The sequence below is a fragment of the Microbacterium sp. MAH-37 genome, assembly GCF_009758255.1.
Taxonomy (GTDB): Bacteria; Actinomycetota; Actinomycetes; order Actinomycetales; family Microbacteriaceae; genus Microbacterium.
The window spans coordinates 109,117-125,318 of record NZ_WSEN01000006.1 but is presented as its reverse complement, the minus strand read 5'-3'; the positions used below and the strand labels follow the sequence as shown (position 1 = coordinate 125,318).

Annotated in this window: 12 protein-coding genes; 6 read left to right on the top strand and 6 right to left on the bottom strand. The window is 71.2% G+C overall.

All coding sequences use genetic code 11. From position 1 onward, the window contains the following. The first annotated feature begins 13 nt into the window (after positions 1-13). Positions 14-2,221 (top strand): catalase/peroxidase HPI, encoded by a 2,208-nt coding sequence (gene katG / locus GON06_RS06445; RefSeq protein WP_157311489.1) that lies wholly within the window; start codon positions 14-16, stop codon positions 2,219-2,221. A 313-nt stretch (positions 2,222-2,534) separates the two neighbouring features. Here the strand turns inward: katG and GON06_RS06440 are convergent, their stop codons facing one another. The 4 genes from GON06_RS06440 to GON06_RS19060 all read right to left on the bottom strand — a co-directional run bounded on the left by GON06_RS06440 (position 2,535) and on the right by GON06_RS19060 (position 8,204). Next, entirely contained in the window at positions 2,535-3,842 is a 1,308-nt protein-coding gene (locus GON06_RS06440; protein ID WP_332837219.1) for a DUF58 domain-containing protein, read from the bottom strand. Positions 3,843-3,859: 17 nt separating this feature from the next. Beyond that, positions 3,860-4,783, bottom strand: coding sequence for an AAA family ATPase (locus tag GON06_RS06435; RefSeq protein WP_157311772.1), 924 nt, complete (start codon positions 4,781-4,783; stop codon positions 3,860-3,862). A gap of 101 nt (positions 4,784-4,884) precedes the next feature. Further along, complete coding sequence (locus GON06_RS06430) at positions 4,885-6,135, bottom strand: DUF4350 domain-containing protein (protein ID WP_157311488.1); 1,251 nt, start codon at positions 6,133-6,135, stop codon at positions 4,885-4,887. Beyond that, positions 6,132-8,204: a DUF4129 domain-containing protein gene (locus GON06_RS19060; protein WP_157311487.1), complete on the bottom strand. Its 2,073-nt coding sequence runs from the start codon at positions 8,202-8,204 to the stop codon at positions 6,132-6,134. Before GON06_RS19060 ends, GON06_RS06430 begins: the two co-directional genes overlap by 4 nt. Before the next feature lie 210 nt (positions 8,205-8,414). Here GON06_RS19060 and mtrA point away from each other — a divergent pair, with 210 nt between their 5' ends. From mtrA to hpf, 5 genes are all read left to right on the top strand, one after another. Beyond that, positions 8,415-9,095 carry an MtrAB system response regulator MtrA gene (gene mtrA, locus GON06_RS06420; protein WP_157311486.1) on the top strand — a complete coding sequence of 227 codons (681 nt, stop codon included), beginning with the start codon at positions 8,415-8,417 and terminating at the stop codon, positions 9,093-9,095. A 10-nt stretch (positions 9,096-9,105) separates the two neighbouring features. Further along, on the top strand, positions 9,106-10,779 hold the full coding sequence (mtrB, locus tag GON06_RS06415) for an MtrAB system histidine kinase MtrB (protein WP_157311485.1): 1,674 nt from the start codon (positions 9,106-9,108) through the stop codon (positions 10,777-10,779). Then, positions 10,776-12,482, top strand: a complete 1,707-nt coding sequence (locus GON06_RS06410) for an LpqB family beta-propeller domain-containing protein (RefSeq protein WP_157311484.1) — start codon at positions 10,776-10,778, stop codon at positions 12,480-12,482. Before mtrB ends, GON06_RS06410 begins: the two co-directional genes overlap by 4 nt. Positions 12,483-12,570: 88 nt before the next feature. Then, positions 12,571-13,245 carry a ComF family protein gene (locus tag GON06_RS06405; RefSeq protein ID WP_157311483.1) on the top strand — a complete coding sequence of 225 codons (675 nt, stop codon included), beginning with the start codon at positions 12,571-12,573 and terminating at the stop codon, positions 13,243-13,245. Positions 13,246-13,334: 89 nt separating this feature from the next. Further along, on the top strand, positions 13,335-13,991 hold the full coding sequence (gene hpf, locus GON06_RS06400) for a ribosome hibernation-promoting factor, HPF/YfiA family (RefSeq protein WP_157311482.1): 657 nt from the start codon (positions 13,335-13,337) through the stop codon (positions 13,989-13,991). A 60-nt stretch (positions 13,992-14,051) separates the two neighbouring features. On the opposite strand, the gene GON06_RS06395 is transcribed toward hpf, so the two are convergent. Together GON06_RS06395 and GON06_RS06390 are read right to left on the bottom strand one after the other, a co-directional pair. Further along, positions 14,052-15,386, bottom strand: coding sequence for a hypothetical protein (locus GON06_RS06395; protein WP_157311481.1), 1,335 nt, complete (start codon positions 15,384-15,386; stop codon positions 14,052-14,054). A 9-nt stretch (positions 15,387-15,395) separates the two neighbouring features. Further along, complete coding sequence (locus GON06_RS06390; protein WP_157311480.1) at positions 15,396-16,064, bottom strand: PadR family transcriptional regulator; 669 nt, start codon at positions 16,062-16,064, stop codon at positions 15,396-15,398. Between the last annotated feature and the right edge of the window lie 138 nt (positions 16,065-16,202).

The window sequence follows — 16,202 nt, the reverse complement described above, 5'->3', positions numbered from 1 at the left end:
AAGAAGGAAAGCAATGACTGACGTGACTCAGACCGAGGCCGCCACCGGCGGCTGCCCGGTGATCCACCAGCCGCAGGGAGCCGCGAGCAGCGCAGGCAACCGCCAGTGGTGGCCGAACCAGCTGAACATCAAGGTGCTGGCGAAGAACAACGAGAAGCGCAACCCGCTCGGCGACGACTTCGACTACAAGGCCGCCTTCGAGGCCCTGGACCTCGCCGCGGTGAAGGCCGACATCGCCACGACGCTCACCACCTCGCAGGACTGGTGGCCGGCGGACTTCGGCAACTACGGCCCGCTCATCATCCGCATGGCGTGGCACAGCGCGGGCACCTACCGTGTGACCGACGGCCGCGGCGGTGGCGGAACCGGCCAGCAGCGCTTCGCCCCGCTGAACAGCTGGCCCGACAACGTCAACCTCGACAAGGCCCGTCGTCTGCTCTGGCCTGTCAAGAAGAAGTACGGCCAGTCGATCTCGTGGGGCGACCTGATGATCCTCGCCGGCAACGTCGCGCTCGAGGAGATGGGCTTCACCACCTTCGGCTTCGCCGGCGGCCGCGCCGACGTGTGGGAGCCCGACGAGGAGATCTTCTGGGGCCCGGAGGCCGAGTGGCTCGCCAACAAGCGCTACACCGGTGAGCGCGAGCTGGACAAGCCGCTCGCCGCCACGCAGATGGGTCTCATCTACGTCAACCCCGAGGGCCCGGACGGCAATGCCGACCCGCTGCTCGCCGCCATCGACATCCGCGAGACGTTCGCTCGCATGGCGATGAACGACGAGGAGACCGTCGCTCTGATCGCTGGTGGCCACACCTTCGGCAAGACGCACGGCGCGGCCCCCGACACCCACGTCGGCGCCGACCCCGAGGACTCGCCGATCGAGCAGCAGGGCCTGGGCTGGAAGGGCTCCTTCGGCACGGGCAAGGGCGACGACCAGATCGGTTCCGGCCTCGAGGTCACCTGGACCTACCACCCCACCCGCTGGGACAACGAGTTCTTCCACATCCTCTACGCCTACGAGTGGGAGAAGTTCGAGAGCCCGGCCGGTGCGCAGCAGTGGCGTCCGAAGAACGGCGCCGGCGCCGACATGGTGCCGCTCGCGCACTCCGAGGGACGTCGCGAGCCTCGCATGCTGACGACCGACCTGTCGCTGCGCTACGACCCGATCTACGGTCCGATCTCGCAGAGGTTCCGTGACGACCCCGACGCGTTCGCCGACGCGTTCGCCCGGGCCTGGTTCAAGCTCACGCACCGCGATATGGGCCCGGTGGCCCGCTACCTCGGCGCCGAGGTGCCCGAGGAGAAGCTGATCTGGCAGGACGTCGTCCCGGCGGTCGACCACGAGCTGATCGACGACGCGGATGCCGCGGCGCTGAAGCAGCAGGTGCTCGACAGCGAGCTGACCGTCTCCGAGCTGGTCGCGACCACCTGGGCCGCGGCATCGACCTTCCGCGGCAGCGACAAGCGCGGTGGTGTCAACGGCGCCCGCATCCGCCTCGCCCCGCAGAAGGACTGGGAGGCCAACAACCCGGCCCGCCTGCAGAAGGTTCTCGGCGTGCTCGAGGGCATCCAGGCATCCTTCAACGCGGCGCAGACCGGCGGCAAGAAGGTCTCGCTGGCCGACCTGATCGTTCTCGCCGGAAACGCGGCCGTCGAGCAGGCCGCGCGCCAGGGCGGCGTCGAGGTCACCGTGCCGTTCCACCCCGGACGCACGGACGCCACCCAGGAGCAGACCGACGTCGAGTCGTTCAGCTACCTGGAGCCGGTCGCCGACGGTTTCCGCAACTACCAGGGTCCGCTCGCCGAGCAGCCCGCCGAGTTCCACCTGCTGGACAGGGCCAGCCTGCTCACGCTGACCGCGCCTGAGACGACCGTGCTCGTCGGAGGCCTGCGCGCCCTCGGTGCGAACTGGGACGGTTCGGAGTACGGCGTGTTCACCTCGCGTCCCGGCGTGCTGTCGAACGACGTGTTCGTGAACCTGCTCGACCTCGGCACCACCTGGACGCCGCTGGACCCGGGCTCGCACGCCTTCGAGGGCCGCAAGGACGGCTCGGGCGAGTTGGTCGGGCGCGGCACCCGCGTCGACCTGCTGTTCGGCTCGAACTCCGAGCTGCGCGCGCTGGCCGAGGTGTACGCCTCGGATGACGCGAACGCGAAGTTCGTCCGCGACTTCGCCGCAGCCTGGGGCAAGGTCACCGAGCTGGACCGCTTCGACCTGGTCTGAGTCTCTGTCGCGAACGGCCCCGCACCCTCCGGTGCGGGGCCGTTCTGCGCGTTCGCACCTGCGGATGGCGGATGGATCTGCGGTCGGCGGATGGAATGGCGGTGTGTCGTCCGCCATCCGTTGTTTCGTTCGCCATCTGCAAGGCGGGCCGGGTGCGGGGATCCGGATGCCGGGGGTCGGGGGCGATGTGCGGGTTTGCGGATGGCGGATGGATCTGCGGTCGGCGGATGGAATGGCGGTGTGTCGTCCGTCATCCGTTGTTTCGTCCGCCATCTGCAAGGCATGGCGGATGCCGGGGGCCGGATGCCGGTGGTCAGAGCCGGCCGGCCGCCTTGAGCTCGAGGTACCGGTCCGCGATCCGCGGCGGCAGCGACTCGGGGTCGGCCGCGATCGCCTCGCCGCCGGCGCGGCGGACGGCGTCCGCGACGTTCTCCGCATCGCGCATGGTGCGCTCTGCGGCCGCCGCGAGATACACGTCCGCGCGGGAGTCGCGCTTCCGCGCGAGCAGCGGGATGCCGTCGTCCGTGGTCGAGCCGACCAGGACCGTCGTCGCACGGGACGCCTGCGGGAATGCGCCGAGGAACCCGCGGGCCGACTCAGCGGCATCCTGTGCCGTGAGCACGACGATCAGCGAGGGGCGCGTGGTCATCGAGCGGATTGCGGCGAACGCGCTCGGCCAGTCGGTGTCGATCAGCTGCGCGTGCACCGGGGCCATCGCGTCGCTGAGGGCGGGCAGCAGCGGGGCCCCGTCGACGCCGGTGACCCGCGCCCTGGCGATCCGGTCGTACATCAGCAGGTGCACGTGGTCGCCGGCGCGGTTCGCGAGCGCGGCGAGCAGCAGTGCGGCCTCGAGCGAGGCGTCCAGGCGGGTGCCGTCGCCGACGCGGGCGGCCGCGGTGCGACCGGTGTCGATCAGGATGACCACGTGACGGTCTCGCTCCGGACGCCACGTGCGCAGCATCGTCGTCCCGGCGCGTGCGGTGGCGCGCCAGTCGATCGAGCGCACGTCGTCGCCGCGCACGTACTCGCGCAGCGAGTCGAACTCGGTACCCTGACCGCGCACCTGGATCGACGTGTTGCCGTCCAGTTCGCGCAGCCGGGCGAGTCGCGAGGGAAGGTGCTTGCGGGAGGCGAACGCCGGGAGCACACGGATGGCACCGCGCACGACGTGCCGCACCTGACGTCCCCCGAGGCCGAACGGCCCGCGCGAGCGGACCACGACGAATTCGCTGACCAGCTCGCCGCGACGTCGCGGCAGCAGCGGCACCTCCGCGCGCCGACGCTCGCCCGGCGGCACGACGAGGCGTGCGCGTGCGGACGGCGCCCCGGCCGTCGGCTGCCAGGCATCACGCACCAGGGCGTGCAGGGTGCGCCGGCCGGTGTTCTGCAGGGCTACGCTCGCCATGACAGGCTCGCCCATCCGTGCGCGCTCCGGCACGCGCCGGGTGACGACGACGCGCCGGGCACTCGCCGCCAGCAGCACGTCCAGTGCGAGCAGCACCGCGCACAGCGCGATCCAGGCGCCGAACACCAGCCAGGCCGAGGCGCCCGCCGCGCTCAGCAGCGCGATCGGGATGACGCCGACCCCGACCAGCAGGGCGAACCGTCCGGTGACGAACACGAACTCTCCTCAGCCGATCAGATCGGGACGCGGGTCTGCTGCACCACGGAGCCGAGCACCGCGTCCGCGGTGACGCCCTCCATCTGCGCGTCAGGACGCAGCTGCAGGCGGTGCCGCCAGACCGGCATGAGCATGGTCTGCACGTGGTCGGGGGTGACCGCGGTGGAGGCGTTCAGCCAGGCCCAGGCCTTCGCCGCCGCGAGCAGGGCGGTCGCGGCACGCGGGCTGGCGCCGAGCTCGACCGAGGGGGACTGGCGGGTGGCGCGGGCGAGGTCGACGACGTAGCCGAGCACCTCGTCGGTGACCTGAACCCTGGCGGCGGCCTCCTGCGCGGCGCGGATCTCCTCGGCGGTGATCACGGCCTCGACCCCGCTCAGCAGCCGGGGTGAGAAGCCCTCGGCGTGAAGGCGCAGCACCGAGACCTCGGCGTCGCGCTCGGGCATCCCGACGACCAGCTTCATCAGGAACCGGTCCAGTTGCGCCTCGGGAAGCGTGTAGGTGCCCTCGTGCTCGACCGGGTTCTGCGTCGCGGCGACCAGGAACGGATCCGGGAGCGGTCGGCTGACGCCGTCCGCCGACACCTGGCGCTCCTCCATCGCCTCCAGCAGGGCGGCTTGCGTCTTCGGGGGCGTGCGGTTGATCTCGTCCGCAAGCAGGATGCTGGTGAACACCGGGCCGGCTCGGAACTCGAACTCCCCGGTGCGGGCGTCGTAGACGAGCGAGCCGGTGACGTCGCCGGGCATCAGGTCGGGGGTGAACTGCACTCGTTTGGTGTCCAGCCCCAGCGCGCGGGCGAACGAGCGCACCACGAGCGTCTTCGCCACGCCGGGCACGCCCTCCAGCAGCACATGGCCGCGGGCGAGCAGCGCGACCAGCAGGCCCGTCACGGTGCCGGCCTGGCCGATCACGGCCTTGTCGACCTCGAGTCGCACACGGTGCATGGCCTGACGAAGGGCGGCGTCGTCCGGCGTCACGGTGTTCTGGACAGACGCGGTGTTCTGCTCAGACGCGGTGTTCTGGTCGGGCACGGTGTTCTCCTCGGTCACAGGGTCGTCCTTCCGGATCGCGATGGGTCGTCGGGGTTCGGGGTACGGAGGTCGGGATGCAGCGCGGCATCCACCGCGTCCTCCAGCTCTGCGAGGCGACGGGCCAGGTCGACGAGCTGCTGATCGTCGGCGGGCGGAGGACCGGCCAGCAGCTCCTGCAGCGTGCCGCGCGGGATGCGCAGCCGGTCGGATGCTGCATCCGCGACCTCGTGGGCAGCGGTGCGATCGCCCAGGGCGAGCCGCTGGGCCAGTCGCCTGACGGTGCCCTCTCTGATGGCCTCGGCGGCGTGCGGGGCGTCCGCCGCCTTCGCCGTGAGCCGGGCACGGCCGTGCATGGTCTCGGAGGCGCGCACGGTCACCGGCAGCGTCTCGGCGACGAGTGGCCCGAAGCGTCGTCCGCGCCAGAACGCCGCGGCCAGTCCCGCGAGCAGCAGGGTGAGGATGGCGGGCGTGACCCAGCCGGGCGTCAGCGAGCCGAGCGTGTCCGGCGTCTCGCCGCTGATGTCGCTGTCCGCGGCGGAGGGCACGTACCAGACCACGCGCCCGGTCTGACCGAGCAGCGCGAGGCCGAGGGCGGCGTTGCCGTTCTCCGCGAGGTGGCCATTCGTGAACAACACGGTGCCGTCCACGAGCGAGATCCGCTGAGACGAGAAGTCGTCCGACAGCACCGCCGCACCGCCGTCCTCGCCGGTGAAGCAGCCGTCGACGCTGTCGGCCGGGGCGAACATGCCGCCGGGGAGGATCGTTCCCACGCGGGCGAACTCGGGGACGTCGCAGTCCGCACCGACCTCCGAGGACAGGCCGGGCGCGTACTCGCCCAGATGGAACAGCCGCAGCATCCGCGCGCTGCCGGAGAGCAGCACCGTGCGCGGGGCGTCGGCGACCATCGCCTGCACGGCCTCGTCGGTGAGATACACCGGATCCGCCATCGCGAGCGTCGCGCCGTCGTCGAGCTCATCGCGCACATCGGCGTGCGAGCGCACCACGGTGACCTCCACGCCCTGCTGCCGCAGGATCTCGGCCAGCGCCCGCGCCCCGTTCTCACCCGGTCCCTCCGGGTCGAGCATGCCGCCGGACACGGGGGGCGAGGTGACCAGACGCGCGGCGATCGCGGTGCCGCCGATCAGCATCAGCAGCACGATGAGCCAGGCGACCAGCCGCCGCCACCGTCGACGAGGGCGCTCGGCGGCGGTGGATGCGCCGGGCTCGGCGGCCGCCGCCAGAGGGCGGTCCTCGATGAGGGTCATGCCGGCACCGCCTCCGGACGAAGGGCGGCCAGACGGTCGTCGGTCGCGGCGATCGCGCGGTACCCGCCCTCGTCGGCGGGGATGCGCAGGTAGCGCACCCGGTCGAACGACGACGCCGCGTCATGCAGCGCAGCATGCTCGACGGGGAGCACGGCACCGGCATCCCGCGAGATCGCCTGGGCGGTGGCGCCGGGCGCCGGATCGATCAGGTCGCGCTCGATGAGGCCGCGGGCGAGGCCGCGGAAGCGCAGCGTCACCGCGGCATCCCAGTCGCCCTCGCGCGCGGCGCGCTCGGCGTCGGCGCGCAGCTGAGCGGCTGTGCGGTCGTCGGCCTCCCCGAGCAGGCGTGCGCCGCGGCGCACGGTGCGGGACGCCCGGGGGCGGCCCCACACGACCAGCGCGACGATCAGCGCCGCGACGATCACCGCGGCGACCAGCACGCCGGCGAACGGCGCGATCGCGCCGGAGCCGTCGACGCTGAACAGGCCGGTGAGGAACTCCATGATCGCGCGCGACATCCGGTCGAACCACGTCGGCTTCGCCGCCTCGTAGATCTGTTTGGACAGCTCCTCCTGCGCCCAGCGTCGAGCTTCGTCCCCGTCGGGGACGAAGACGTCGGCGTACGCGAGCGGAAAGGTCATGCGCCGCCGCTCGGGGGCGCCCAGGGGCTGTCGGTCGGCGGGGGCGGCGGCACGGCCGCAGGCGGCACGGGCTGCTGGCTCGGTGCGGATGCCGGGGGGTGCCGGTGCGGATGCCGGGGGAGCCGGTGCCGAAGGAGCGGGTGCCGGTGGTGCCGGCCGGTAGTACGGCGGATGCGCCGGTGCGGGTGCCGGAGAACCGGGGGCGCCGGGCGCCGGCTGGTGGTGGGGCGGCTGCGCGGGTGCGGCAGCCTGGGGCGGCTGACCGTAACCATAGGGAGCCGGCTGTGCGTACCCGGGCTGTGCGTACCCCGGCGCGGCGCCGTACCCAGGCACGGTCGCGGCGGCCTGCGGCTTCTCCTTGGTGACCGCCCTGGCGGGATCGACGGCGTAGGGATCGCCGAGCTGCTCCTCCGACCAGCCGGCCGCGCTGCGCTCCTGATAGGCGATCAGCGTCTGATCCAGCCCCTCGTACCGCATCCGCGAGTCGACGTACACCAGCGTGGCGCCCGTGCACTGCACGACCTGGCCGATCGCCTGCACCGCGAACACCAGCAGCTGCGGCAGCAGGAAGGCGAGCACCATCGACACGATCTGACCGACGCTCGGGTCACCCGTCGGAGCCACGATGCCGACGACGATCGACGTGATGAGCACACCGGGCACCGACACGACGTTGGCGGCGACTCCCATGATCAGCGAGATCAGGAACATCACGCCGAACGCCACCCAGAAGCGGCCGCGGGTGAGCCGCCAGGAGCGCACCAGCGCGGTGCGCAGAGGGGCCCGCTCCAGCACCAGCACGCTGGGCACGAGGAGCAGCTTCGTGTACAGCCAGACGAACAGCGGGATGCTGCCCATGCCGAGCACGACGGTCAGCGCGACCGCGAGACCTGTGGCATCTGTGCCGGCGAGTCCCGCGCCGGCGGCGATGGCGAACACGGCGAACCCGATCAGTGCGAACGCACCGCCGACGACCAGACCCTGCAGCAGGGCGTACAGCATCAGGCGCCAGAACGACGGGGCCATCCGTGCCCAGAGCGCGCGCAGGGTGCCCTTGCGGGAGAGCGCGGCGAGCGCGACGTCTGCGGCGACGATCCCCTGCAGGACGACGGCCACCGCGGCCGACAGGAGCGCGGCGCCGATCGCGAACACGACAGTGAGGCCGGCCGTGCCGGCCTGGATCGTGGCGAAGTCCTCCGAACCGGGCTGCACGGTCTGCAGCCGCAGGACGCTCGCGGCGATGATCGCGCCGAGCACGATCATCACGACCAGCATGGTCAGCAGCTGGATGACGACGGCGAAGCCGAACAGCACCTTCGGGTTGTGCCGGAGCGCCGCGAAGGACCGCCCGAGCAGCATCCCGAAGGTCATCGGATGCAGCGGGATCGCCCCGCGCCTCGGTGCCGGTGTCCAGCCCTGACCGCTCACTCGCTTCCCCTCCCGCGCAGCATGACAGCGTGCCGTCCCATCGTGTCATACGCGGGTCGTGGCGCCCGCAGGGCGAAACGACGCGTCGCGGAAGCGCTTCCAGGACGTGCAGGGCCGGATTCAGTAAGCTGTGCGGAGGTGCGGTCGCGCCGGGGCAGGGGATCCCGGCACGCGCATGTAGCGGACAAAGATTGTTGAGGCTGGGCGGATATGACGTCACGCATCCTCGTGGTCGACGATGACACGGCGCTCGCCGAGATGATCGGCATCGTCCTGCGCACGGAGGGCTTCGAGCCGCTGTTCTGCGCAGACGGCGCCAAGGCTGTCGAGCAGTGGCGCACGCAGCGCCCGGATCTCGTGCTTCTCGACCTCATGCTGCCGGGCATGGACGGCATCGAGATCTGCAGTCGCATCCGCGCCGAATCCGGTGTCCCGATCATCATGCTGACCGCCCGCAGTGACACCGCCGACGTGGTGCGGGGACTCGAGGTCGGCGCGGACGACTACATGGTGAAGCCGTTCAATCCGAAGGAGCTGGTGGCGCGTATCCGCACCCGGCTCCGGCCGACTCCTCAGGCGACGACCGAGGTGCTCCGCGTCGGCGACCTCGTGGTCGACGTCGACGGGCACGAGGTGCGCCGCGGCGCGACTCCGATCTCGCTCACTCCGCTCGAGTTCCAGCTCCTCGTCGCGCTGGCCTCGAAGCCGCAGCAGGTGTTCTCCCGCGAGATGCTGCTCGAGCAGGTCTGGGGCTACCACTACAAGGCCGACACCAGGCTGGTGAACGTGCACGTGCAGCGGCTGCGCGCAAAGGTCGAGCTCGACCCCGACAATCCGAAGATCGTGATGACGGTGCGGGGCGTCGGCTACCGGGCCGGGAGCGCCGGCTGAGGTCTCTGCGATGACGGCGACGAGCGTGACGCCCGCTCCGGTCGCGTCGTGGCGCGACTGGAGGGGCTGGCCGCGCTCCATCGCGGGGCTCTGGCATCATTCGATGCGGTTCCGCACGATCGCCGTCACCCTGCTGCTCACGTCGCTCGCGATCTTCATCACCTGCGTCGCGATGGCGCTGGTGATCCAGAACGACCTGTTCGAGTCGCGCAAGGGAGATGCTCTCGAGAAGGCGCAGCGCGCGGTCGCCGAGGCGCAGACCACGCTGGACAACAGCAACGTCGCCGACGACCGCGCCGCGCTGCAGGCGCTGTGGCGCTCGGTCCAGACGGACCTGGCCAGGGCCGCGGCATCCGACCTCATCACGGCGTCGCCGATCGAGAGCCTCGGCGGCGGGGTGTTCATCCCGCCGGAGTTCCGCGCCGGCGGGCTGTCGGTCGACATGATCAGCGAGCAGCTGCGCGCCAGGGTCGCCGAGAAGGGCGACCGTCAGCAGTCGTGGCAGTCGATCGCCGTGCCGGCCGACGAGGGCAGTTCCCCTCCGGGCATCGTCGTCGGGCAGCAGCTGCTCGTGCCGGGCAAGGCGGTCTACGAGCTGTACATCGCCTACGACCTGAGCGACTCCGACGAGACCCTGCTCTTCGTGCAGCGCACCCTGTGGCTGGCGGGGATCTCGCTGGTGGCGATCGTCGCCGCGATCTCGTGGCTGGTGCTGCGAGCGGTGTCCGCGCCGATCGTCGAGGCCTCAGAGACCAGTGCGCGGCTGGCCGCGGGTGATCTCGGCGTGCGCCTGCCCGTGCGCGGCGAGGACGAGCTGGCGGTGCTGGCGCGCTCGTTCAACGCGATGGCCGACAGCATCGAGGCGCAGATCAAGGAGCTCGGCGAGCTCTCCCTGGTGCAGCAGCGGTTCGTGTCGGACGTCTCGCACGAGCTCAGGACACCGCTGACCACCATCCGGCTGGCCGCCGACATGATCAACGACCAGAAGGACGGCTTCGAGCCGACCACCGCCCGCACCGCCGAACTGCTGCACACCCAGGTGCAGCGGTTCGACACGCTGCTCGCCGACCTGCTCGAGATCAGCAGGTACGACGCCGGTTCGGTGCAGCTCGAGGTGGAGGCGACGGGCCTCGCGCAGGTCGCCGAGGAGATCGTGGACCAGATGCGTCCGCTCGCCGAGCAGCACGGCGTCGAGCTCCGGCTGGTGGCACCGGGCGGATACTCGCCGGTCGACATGGATCCGCGCCGGGTGCGCAGGGTGCTGCGCAACCTGGTGGGCAATGCGATCGAGCATGGCGAGGGCAGGCCGATCGTGGTGACGGTGGACAGCAATCAGCACGCCGTCGCCGCCGGCGTGCGCGACTTCGGGCTCGGGATGCGTCCGGAGGACGCGCAGCGCGTGTTCGACCGCTTCTGGCGGGCCGATCCCTCGCGCAAGCGCACGATCGGCGGCACAGGGCTCGGGCTGTCGATCGCGCTGGGCGATGCGCGTCTGCACGGCGGGACCCTCGAGGTGTGGTCCGAGCTCGGCGTCGGGACGAACTTCGTGCTCACGATTCCCCGGCATGCCGGCGATCCGGCCGGTCCCAGTCCCGTGCAGCTGGAGCCGCAGGACAGCATCGCCGACCTCGGCGCGCTCACTCAGCCGATTCCGACAGCGGATGCCGAAGGGGGAGACCGATGAAGCGCACGCGCGGACTGGTCGGCGGAGCCCTCGCCGCGGCGATGCTGTTCCTCGCCGGCTGCACCGGCCTGCCGACCAGCGGTCCGGTGTCGGTCGGTCTCGCGGTCGGCGAGAAGCCCGACGGCGCGAACTTCACGGAGTACGCCGCAGGACCGGCTGAGGGCGCAGGTCCCCAGGAGATCGTCGAGGGATTCCTGGACGCCGGTATCACCCCGATCGACAACTGGAGCATCGCCAGGGAATTCCTCACTCCCGAGATGAGCGACACCTGGGCCCCGTCCGCCGCAGTCACCATCGACACCTCGAGCGTTTCGCGGTCGATCACCTCCGTGGGCGACAGCGACGACGAGGATGCGACCACCGCCGACGTCACAGTGCAGCTCTCGCAGGTCGCCAGCGTGGACAGCACCGGCGCGTATGCCGCGGGGACCGGAGACGCCGAGCCGCTGAGGTTCCACCTGGAGCGCGAGAAGGGCGAGGAGTGGCGCATCTCCGAGGCTCCGAACGGCATCGTGCTCGACGCCGTGAACTTCCCGCTGGTCTTCCGCTCGTACGCGCTGCAGTACTTCGACCCGACGTGGTCGCGCCTCGTCCCGGATCTGCGCTGGTTCCCGCGCCGGCCGTCGACGGCGACGACGCTGACGCAGCAACTGGTGTCCGGCGATCCGGTGCCGTGGCTCGCCCCGGGGGTGCGCAGCGCGTTCACCGACGAGGTCGGACTCGCCCGCGGAGCGGTCGTCGTCGACCAGTCGCAGGTCGCTGAGGTGCCGCTCACGCGCTCGGCGCTGACGACGGATGCCACGACGCTGGCCAGGATGCGCACGCAGCTGGAGGCCACGCTCGCGCCGCTGGGCGTCGTGGAGGTGCGGTTCACCGTGGATCAGCAGCCGTTGGATGTCAGCGAGGTGCAGGTGCAGCAGCCGGCGCCCGACGCGGGCACCCTCGTGCTCACGAAGGACGGCTTCGGCATCGCTGTGGGCGATGAGATCGCTCCGCTCGGCGAGCTGAGCGCGCAGGTGGACAAGAACGCCGCACGCGTGCGCTCGATCGACGTCGCCGCCGACGACGCCGCGGCGGCGATGCTGCTCGACGACGGACACGTCTATCTCGCCACGTCCGACAACGTCGTGGAACTGGACAGCCGGGCAGGGCTGCTCGCGCCGAGTCTGGACAACCGTGGGTACACCTGGTCGGTCCCGCGCGGCTCACCGGGCGAGCTGCTGGCCACCGGCGCCGACGCCACGCAGAACAAGGTCGCTCGCGCCTGGCCGGGGGCCTCCGAGATCAGCGCGCTGCGCGTCGCCGCCGACGGCGTCAGAGTCGCCGCGCTCGTGACCGTGGGAGGGCAGCGCCGATCGGTCGTGGCCGCGGTGGTCAGGGACGACAAGGGCACGCCGATCGGCCTGGGGGAGATGCACGAGATCGGCCGGTTCACCGGGACGCCGCAGGGTCTGGCGTGGATCGGGGCGGATGCGGTCGGCATCCTGACCTCGTCCGATGACGATCGCATGCTCACCCAGCCCATCGGGGGTCCGGTCGCCGCGTCGGCCGCACCGGCCGAACCGCGGGGGATCGCAGGCGCTCGCACCGCCGCAGGGGTGCGGATCCTCTCCGCGGAGGGCGTGGTGTTCGCGCAGCGCGGTTCGACCTGGCAGGCGTCTCTCAGCGACGTGCTGGTGCTCGGTACGCGCTCCGGCGAGTGACCCTCCCCAGTGCGCAGATCGCTGCGGATCCTGCACAGACGTGCGGATCGCCGGCCGCCGCTGTCTCGTCGTGCGGCACCATCGACCCATGGCCGCCACCTGGACCGCACATGCCCGTGCTCTCGGCTCCGAGGTGCTCGCGTTCCTTCTCGCGGCGGACTGCCCCGGCTGCGGGCGCCCCGGTGCAGTGCTGTGCCCCGACTGCTCCCGGATGCTGATCGCGCGGCCCGTGCTGCGCGTGACTCCCGGGGGTGTGGCGGTGCATGCGGCGCACGAGTTCGATGGTGTGGTCGCACGGTGCATCCGACGGGTCAAGGAAGATGGCCAGACGCTCCTCGTGCCCCCGTTGGGGGCCGCGCTGCGCACCGCCGTCCCGCAGGACTGGAACGGAGCGCTCTTCGTGCCCGTCCCCACGAGCAGAGCCGCCTTCCGCCGACGCGGCTATCGGGTGCCCGAGCTGCTGCTGCGTGCCGCGGGTCGCGCGCCACGACGGATGCTGGTGAGCACGGGCTCGCGCACCGACCAGCGGGGCCTCGGGCGGGCCGCGCGGGCGCAGAACGTGCGAGGGAGCATGCGGGTGCGGCCTCCGCTCCTCGCGCCCGTGGAACGCGGAGCGGACGTCGTCATCATGGACGACGTGATCACCACCGGAGCGACGATCGACGAGGCGGCACGGGTGCTCCGTCGCGCCAGGTACCGGGTCGTCGGAGCGGTCGCACTCGCCGCCACGCCCGAGCGGCTGAGACACGGGGTGAACGGGTAGTGACATCCGTCGATCTCGGCACTACGGTAGGGCACACAAGGCGACCACGGTCCGCCCTTGGCCGGGAGGACCGGGACAAGGAGGCAGGAATGGAAACGAGCATCGTCGGCGTCGGAGTGAGCATCTCCGACCGGTTCCGTACGGTTGTCGAGGAGAAGGTGGGTCGCCTCCAACAATTCGCTGCCAAGGCCCAGCGCATCGACGTCAAGGTCACGCACCGCGCCTACCGCAACGGTCGCGTTCCGGACGAGACCGTGGAGCTCACGCTGGTGAGCAAGGGTCCCGTGGTCAGGGCCGAAGCCGTCGACGGCGACAAGTTCGTCGCCCTCGATCTCGCGATCGACAAGCTCGCAGAGCAGCTGCGCCGCGCGAAGGAGAAGCGCATCGATGGGCGTCAGCACCCCCGCGGCGCGCACTTCGAGAAGGGGAGCGGCTCGCTCACCGGCATCGACGTGCAGCCGGCGTCCGCGGACGTGCTCAAGGCCGTCGCGACCGGGGCGGTTCCGATCCAGGCGGAGGAGGACGAGGTCTACTCGCCGGTCGTCATCCGCACCAAGAACTTCGATGCGGAATGGATGACGGTCGAGGAGGCCGTCGACCGCATGGAACTGGTCGGACACGACTTCTTCCTGTTCGTCGACGCGAGCACCGATCACCCGAGCGTCGTGTACCGCCGCAAGGGCTGGGACTACGGTGTGATCTCGCTGACCACGCAGGCGGCTCCCGAGGAGGAACTCGCGTCCTGAACTGAAGAGAGGCGGCCCTCCCGAACGGGAGGGCCGCCTCTTCCGTGCGTGCGTGCCTGATCAGTCGAAGATGCCGTCCAGGATGCTGCCGATCACGAGGCCGCCGAGGACACCGCTGACGATGTCGCCGCCGCCTCCGCCGCGTCGACCCCCGCCCCAGCCGCCCTGCTGGTTCGGCCCACCCCATCCGGCGTAGTCCTGCGGTCGCGCGGACTCGATGTCGCGCTGCGCGAGCTGCAGGGCCTCGGCGGCGAGCTGCCCCACGCGGCGCGCCGTCGAGAGCGCCTGCTCACGGGTCTCCTCGGCGGGCAGCAGCCCGGCCACGTCGATGCGCAGCCGCTCGGCCTCGGCGAAGCGGGTGCGGGCATCCGCCCCGATCCATCCGCGGTGGCCCGAGATCAGCGGGCGGGCGATGCCGAGCTGACGATCGGCGTCGTCGAGCGCGTGCTGCACCTGCTCGAGCGAGGGGAGCGGATGCTCCGCGCGGTACTGCGCGGTGGCGACGGCCTGGTCCAGGCCGGTGTTCGCCTCGCGCAGCGCGGTGAGCTCGGTGAACGGGTCGTTGCGCGTGCCGGACGGCGGCAGGGCTGCGAGCGCCGCCTCGAGAGCGGAAGCCGCGGTCTGCACCTCCGGCGTCTGCGGTGCCGAGCGGTAGGCGATCAGGTCGCCGCGGGAGTCGTCGATCACGGCGGCGAGGGTGGATTCGGCGCGCAGCGCCTGGATCTCGAAGTCCTCGACGCCGTCGAGCACCGCGGATGCGCGCCGGATGGCCTCGGTGGCCGTCTCGAGGGCGAGGTTCGCCTCCTCGTTCTGCTTCGCCGCACGGCGGCGCTCCGAGACCTCGGCACCGTGGGTCGCGAAGGTCACGAGCTGCTCGGCCTCGGCGGGCGAGGAGGACACGCGGCGCATCGCCGCATCCGAGTAGCGCAGCGACAGACGCTCCACGGTCTGGCGGGCCTGCGGGATGCGCGCGGCGAGCGACTCGGCATCCTTGCGCAGCTGAGCGACGATCTCGGGGGAGCGACGCACCAGCGCGACCTGCTCCGCGATGGCGGACGTCTTCTCGTCGAGCAGGTCCTCTGCCCACTCGCACAGCTGCACGATCCGTGCGTTGCGGGTGCGCAGCTCCTCTGCGGTGTCCGGGATCTCGTCGTGATTGAGCTGGTGCAGCTGGAAGGCCTCGCGCATGTGAGTACGCACCGCGTCGAGCGCCGCCTTGAGGTCGGCGGTCATCGACTCGCCGAGCTCAGCCTGCGCGAACACGAGCTCATCGGCCGTGGTGCGGATCCGCTCATCTGCGGCTACCAGCGACTGCTCGGCGTGCCGAGCCAGGTCGGCGTCCTGCGCCGTCAGTTCTTCCTGCTCACGTCTACGTCTGCCCCAGAATCCGGCCATTCCCCGATCCTATGATCTCCAGCCTTGCATGGGCTGTGGATCCGCTTCGCCCTGCGAGAACGGATGGGCGGCGGGCGAGGCATCTGCGGTGTCGCGCGGTGGCCGGCCGCGGCGGGGTTTCTCGGCGCTGATCTCCAGCCTCAGCGCCTGCGGCGTGTGCTCTTGCAGCCGGGATTCGACGTGGTCGAGCCAGCGCACCTCCGCCTCCGCCTGGAAGATCATGGCGTCGGCGACCAGTCGCCAGGCGAGTTCCTCGCCGTCGGCCACGGATGTCGCTCCGGAGTACTGGACGTGGCGGAGCTCCTGCAGCGCGGCCAGGGAGGCCGTGCGCTGTCTCTGCACGACGGCCTCCACGTCCACGCCGGGCAGAGTGGCGGCGAGGGCGAGTTTGATCGGCAGCTCGTCCCGGGTGCCGGACTGCCTGGGCACGGGGGAGCTCAGCCACTCCTGCACGGCGGCGTGCCCGGCATCCGTGATGGCGTAGTAGACGTGCCCCTGCTCGTCGACGTCGTCCTTGGCGACGAGCCCGTCCCGCTCCAGTCGCTCCAGCGTGTTGTAGATCTGGCCGACGTTCAGCGGCCAGGTCGAACCGGTGCGCCGGTCGAACTCCGCCCGCAGCTGATAGCCGTAGCACGGCCCCTGGTCGAGGATCGCGAGAAGGCTCTGGCGGACCGACATGGTGCTCCGATCGTTTCCCGGTATTGCATTTCTGAGTATATGCATACGTGGAAACCTCGGCCAGTGCATCCGACGCATCGGTGATGCCGTTCGCCGTCAGCGTTCCCATGCACAGGTAGCGCAAGTCACAGGCCGGTA